At 61.7% G+C, this 5,304-nt stretch carries 8 protein-coding genes; all 8 read left to right on the top strand.

Annotation, left to right across the window (positions count from 1 at the left end):
• The first annotated feature begins 276 nt into the window (after positions 1-276).
• Positions 277-603 carry a helix-turn-helix transcriptional regulator gene (locus tag JJ869_RS21810; protein ID WP_292270724.1) on the top strand — a complete coding sequence of 109 codons (327 nt, stop codon included), beginning with the start codon at positions 277-279 and terminating at the stop codon, positions 601-603.
• 11 nt (positions 604-614) lie between these two features.
• Positions 615-1,334: an ImmA/IrrE family metallo-endopeptidase gene (locus JJ869_RS21805; RefSeq protein ID WP_292270722.1), complete on the top strand. Its 720-nt coding sequence runs from the start codon at positions 615-617 to the stop codon at positions 1,332-1,334.
• Positions 1,335-1,441: 107 nt separating this feature from the next.
• Positions 1,442-2,629 (top strand): hypothetical protein, encoded by a 1,188-nt coding sequence (locus JJ869_RS21800; protein WP_292270719.1) that lies wholly within the window; start codon positions 1,442-1,444, stop codon positions 2,627-2,629.
• Positions 2,604-3,548: a hypothetical protein gene (locus JJ869_RS21795; protein WP_292270716.1), complete on the top strand. Its 945-nt coding sequence runs from the start codon at positions 2,604-2,606 to the stop codon at positions 3,546-3,548. The genes JJ869_RS21800 and JJ869_RS21795 overlap by 26 nt, the downstream gene beginning before the upstream one ends.
• A gap of 168 nt (positions 3,549-3,716) precedes the next feature.
• Positions 3,717-3,929 (top strand): helix-turn-helix domain-containing protein, encoded by a 213-nt coding sequence (locus tag JJ869_RS21790; RefSeq protein WP_292270712.1) that lies wholly within the window; start codon positions 3,717-3,719, stop codon positions 3,927-3,929.
• Positions 3,930-3,994: 65 nt separating this feature from the next.
• Positions 3,995-4,291: a hypothetical protein gene (locus JJ869_RS21785; RefSeq protein ID WP_292270711.1), complete on the top strand. Its 297-nt coding sequence runs from the start codon at positions 3,995-3,997 to the stop codon at positions 4,289-4,291.
• A 26-nt stretch (positions 4,292-4,317) separates the two neighbouring features.
• A complete protein-coding gene (locus JJ869_RS21780) occupies positions 4,318-4,803 on the top strand; it encodes a hypothetical protein (protein ID WP_292270710.1) in 486 nt (161 codons plus the stop codon).
• A partial coding sequence (locus JJ869_RS21775; protein WP_292270708.1) for a hypothetical protein occupies positions 4,803-5,304 on the top strand: 502 nt, incomplete at its 3' end. The genes JJ869_RS21780 and JJ869_RS21775, both read left to right, overlap by 1 nt.

Here is a 5,304-nt window from a genome sequence, read left to right as displayed (position 1 = left end):
GGCCACATCTTCGGAAATCGCCGTTTCGACAATCCTCTTGAGCGCTGTGCGGCTTGATGTCTGGACCTTCTCCCGCAATTCTGCGTCGCGCAGTGCGAGCGATCTCAACGGGGAGTCGAGATGCACGTCAGCTGTGTGAAGGATCTTGATCATCTACTCGCTCCCGCTGCCGAACGCACATCCTGCTTCGCTGTTGATCAACTTGTGGATAAAGAGTAACAACTCGCAAATCTGCGAACAAGCGGATTGACGGGGAGAATGAGAGATGGATCGGCCATGTCCTCAGATGGTATGACCTTCGGCCTAGCGATTTCAAAGGCCCGCAAGACACTCGGTCTCAGCCAGAAGGAGCTCGCAGCGCGCGTGATGAAGGAAGAAGGCGGCGGGTCGATATCACCGCAGTACCTCAACGACATCGAGCACGACCGACGCAGCCCCAGCTCGGGGCACCTGATCCGTCAGTTCTCCGGCATCCTGAACATTCCGGAGGAATACCTGTACGCACTTGCGGGCCGCCTGCCAGATGACTTGCGTCCTAACAAATCTGATCCGGAGAAGGTCGTGGCTGCGTTCATGAGCTTTCGGCGTACGCTGAAAGAGTAGGGGGGCTGCTTATGGTGAGGATGATCCGTGACAACACGGGCCGTTTTGCCGAGCGACCCTTCTACCAGGCGCGGGAGCTCGATGACGAATGCGAGCGTCTCATTCACGATCTCCTGCTAACGCGCCATGGCAAGGTTGACTACCCGGTCTCTACCGACGACCTGACAGTGCTGATCGAAATGCACGATGCGGAACTCGATAGCTACGCTGATTTATCACACTATGGCGCCGACGTGGAGGGCGTGACCGAGTTCTTCCATAACCGCGGACCACGGGTATCCATCTCGGAACGAATTGCAATGGATGACCGGCGTGAGAACCGGTTCCGCACGACGCTGACCCATGAATTTGGGCACGTGAAGTTCCACGGGCCACTCTGGGCGGAGAAGTTTGCCACGGGTGACTTGCTAGACCGCGGCCCGAACGCCAACAAGGCGATCTCCAAGCGCGACAACATTCTGAACGCACCGCAGTCCGACTGGATGGAATGGCAGGCCGGCTACATTAGTGGAGCCCTGCTGATGCCGGCCACGCGGCTCAGTCGGCTGGTTTCAGATTACTGCGCGCAGCGCGAGTTGCATGGAAACATCCATCTCACTTCAGAGCACGCGGCAAATCTTGTCCATGCAGTGATGGACCTGTTCGCGGTCTCTCGCGAGGCGGCCGAAGTCCGGTTGCTGAAGCTGGGCCTTCTGACAACGACGATCGGGCAGCCATCCCTTTTCGATTGATAAGTCGATCAGCGGAAGTGCGTAGATTTGCGATTGACTTTGTAGCCCTGTGATACGCAGATTAGCAGATCAGCTTGAAAACGGGAATCAGCGTAAGGAGATCACGCATGGCTGCTCTATCATCCTTTTTGCGCAAAACGCCGTCTGAGGCGCTGCGTGCATATTTCGACCGGCCGGAGATCGGCCTTCCCACCGAATTTGGCTGGCCTGCAGCGGATGCCGATCTGTCGGGGCCGCTGCTCGGTGCCATCGAGGAGATGTCTCGGGTCCAGCGTGATCGCATTTCAAACGATGCGGAACGCGTCCATGCCCTGTCCGATGAGCCGGGGCAGGCCGCGATCTATAGCGTGGCAGAAGATCCTGCTTTCCTCGACGGCCTCGCCAACTCGCACGCTCGGTCGCTCTGGGTGTTCCTCAACGCAAAAGACCGGTTTCGCCATGCCGAGGAAGTTCGCTTCACCGAGGACCGTCGGCGCGGTCGGATGTGGGCGGGCTACATGACCGACGCCGGTTGTGTCGTTCAGCGCGGCGCGGCCGCCCGTCACGCCTTCGTTTCCGCGATCAAGGAGTTCTCGGGTGCAGCCCACGCCCATGTCGATATGTTCGACCGGGTGAGGACGACCCATGAAGGCGAAGAATGCGACCTCGTGCAGGTAACGGTCTACCGCGAGGGGCGGCCCGATGATTTGCTGCGCTTTGACGACACGGGCTCGCTTGTCCGGCAGCCCTATCGTCCTGTCTTCGAAGCTGCGGTGACCTATGAGCCCGCAACCGGCAGCATCGAGGTGATCGCCAACGACAAGGTGACAAGGAGCGAGATCGTCAAGGCCACGGTTACGCATCTGCTTGGTATCGCCTTCAAGGAGAACCGCCTGCCGCTGCGTTGTTACGATCTGTCTGTGCTGCTGGCTCCCCATAATTTTCCGGTCGACCCGGAGGACGGCATTGAGGGCGTCGAGGTGCGCGAGCTGCGGGTGATGCCGATCGACGACAGCGATTTCAGAGTGACGCTGGAGAAGCCCGCCCGCGCCGACGAGACGATCTGGACGAAGGCGGAGGAGCGGTTCGGGGATCGCACGCCCCTGCGCGAGGGCTATGTAGTCACGCGGGCCAAGATCGCCGTGAAGCTCGCCCGTCGCCCGGGAGGCGACCGCCGGCGGACGCTGATCCTGACGATCACCTGGCCGCATGGCTGCGATCTGAAGGACCGTACCGCGGCCGAGCAAATGATCGGCGAGAAATATCTGCGGCGCTGGGGGATTCTGGTCGATGACCTGCAGCTCTGCGAGGATTGATCTTGCGGCCCGCCGGCTGCTTTCATCCATCGCCGGGACACGCGAAGGGCGGGTCTCGGCCATGGCCCTGGCGCATATGCGCGGCGCTGGCAAGGCGTTACTGGATGCTGGATTGATCGCGCAGCGGGGCAGCTCGATGTGCTCCGTCACCGATGACGATCTGGAAGACGCCCTGACGCCTATTTTCGTGCACCCGATCACGGAGCAAACGGGACATCTCGGCAACGCGGCATGGCACGACGAGCGGGCCAGCGCCCGCCGTCGTGTCTATGCGCTGGACATGGCGGCCACAGCTCGGCGTGTGGTCGCCCGGCTCGATTGCTCTCTTGCCAAAGACCCGGTGCCATACCTCGACGGTGTGGTGCTTGATTTCGGGACGGCGCGGCTGCCGAAGCGCAGGGCACGTGTCGGGATCTGGGTCGCTCGCGGTCTGACGACGCCAGCGGTGTTCGAGGATTTTCGCCAGCTTGTTGCGCGCCGGCCAGCCGAAGGCTTGCGGCTGGTCATATCTCTTGATCCTGCCAAGCAGCTTTGCCGCTCGACCATGAAGGGGCATGAGGTCGTGCCGCTTGAGGATGCGGTCGATCATGAAGACGGGATCGCCGCGAATCTCGAGATCCTTTCGGCGCGGCTGCTGACGGGTCCATCTGAACAGGGGCCGGTTTGGGTCTCCGGTGACGGAGCGGTTCTGATCGTCCACGGTGAGCGCTTTGATTTCAAGGGCACAAAGCAGAAAGCTGCAGTGCTTATGATGGCGGAGGCATTCATCGCGGGCGAACACCGGCTCTCGACGGATGCGGTTTTGGAGGCGGCCGCTTGCGGTCGAACCGTTCGGAGACTGTCCGAGCTCTTCAAAGGGCATCCCGCTTGGAAGCGGGTCATCTTCGAAAGCGGCGCGAGCTGCTGGATAGAAGGCTGACGCAACGACAATCGTGATCATCAGGCCGCCCTTCGGGGCGGCTTTTTTCATTTTCGGCCGCCGGATCTGCATTCCTCCCCTCTCCCCTCCTTGGCACCTCCCGCTTTCCTCCCATGCCATGGGCGATGGTCCTTCGCAGGCATTTGACCAAACGCGAAGGAGACGAAGATGTCAGTCACGCATCTCAACCAGGTCGAGCTGGCAGCTCGGCTGAAGATCAGCCCGCGCACGCTTGAGCGCTGGCGCTGGACCGGCGAAGGACCGGCATTCCTCAAGATCGGCGGGCGGGTGATCTACCGACTCGAAGATGTCGAAGCCTACGAAAACTGCCGCCGTTGCGAGAGCACTGTCCAAAGCGTACAGCTGCGAGCGGCGCAATGAACATGGGCCGTCGCAAATCCACATCTGCCTTGAGGCTTGCCCAAGACGCGATCCCAGGTTCGGAAATGTCCGACATCGCCTTTTACGCCTGGGTGAGCCAGGCCACTGAAGGCGAGGCACTTGTCTATTATCGCGGCTTCCTGGCTGTCGATACGGAAACCGAACTCGGCGGTTTGTCCGTCAAGGAGCGTCACGCGCTGCGCGCGCTTGCCGATGCGGCCTTTCGAGCCGCGCAGCAGAGCCTCGTTCACCTGGTTCAGATGCGTCTTGCGACCGATCGCTTCGCCTATCTCGCGATCGCCCGCCCCAAACCCTGCGAACCGAAATCCCGATCCATCGTCCGGCTGCTTGCGGCGGCCTGACCATTCTTTGCCGAACAGGAGACCTTATGACCTATCCTGACAACACGCCCAGCATCGACGACATGCTCAACCTGCCCGCAGGCGAGTTGGCGCAGCTGCCGGTGGAACTGCTCGTGGCGCTGCAAGCTGAGCTGGACCATGCGGCGAAGCAGCTGAAGGCTGCCAGCGCCAAATGCAACAGCGCCCTCGAGGTGCGTTACGCCACCCGCGCCGCCGAGGCCCGTCGGGCTTGTGGCAAAGACACCGGCACCGTCCGCCTGGTTGACGGTGATTACACTGTGGTGGCCGATCTGCCCAAGCGTGTCGATTGGGACCAGGCCAAGCTCGCTCAGATCGCCGTCAATATCGCCGACAGCGGCGAGGACCCGGCCGAGTTCATCGACACCAAGCTGTCGGTCTCGGAGCGCAAATACGGCGCGCTGCCCGAGGCCTGGCGCAAGGGGTTTGAGCCCGCGCGCACGGTGAAGGTCGGGGCGCTCAAGGTCACGCTCGAGCCGAATGAGGCCGTGTGATGACAGAGCTTGCCCCTATTCCCGTGGCTGGTGAAAACCTTCCAGACCTCATCGATCGCGCCGCCACCATGCTGGCCAGCGCCAAGACCGCAGCGGAGGTTCTGGAAGCTCGCGAAGCAGCAGGCCTGGCCTATGATGTCGCGAAACGGGCCGCGCGGCTCAAAAACGCAAAAGCCGCCCATGATGATCTCGTTGCTGCTGCCCACCGCGCGCAGGCCGATGCCCTGGAAATCGAGGCCGCAGCAAAGCGGCGCCTCGCAGATGAGTATGACGCGGCGCAAGCGCGGGGTGATGTTGCGAGCGCAACGAGTAACCGTGGAAATCAGTGGACCGTTTCCGATGGGAACGGTGCAGCGACGGCGTCAGAAATAGGGCTGACTCGTAAAGCCATCCACGAAGCACGGCAATTGCGCGACGCAGAGGTGGCTGATCCAGGTATCGTCCGCCGCACCCTCGATGAACGCCTTGAGCGTGGCGCGGAGCCGAACCGAGCGGTGCTGC

This window comes from Marivita sp., from assembly GCF_017643905.1.
GTDB lineage: Bacteria > Pseudomonadota > Alphaproteobacteria > Rhodobacterales > Rhodobacteraceae > Marivita.
This window is presented reverse-complemented; position numbering and strand designations above follow the sequence as displayed.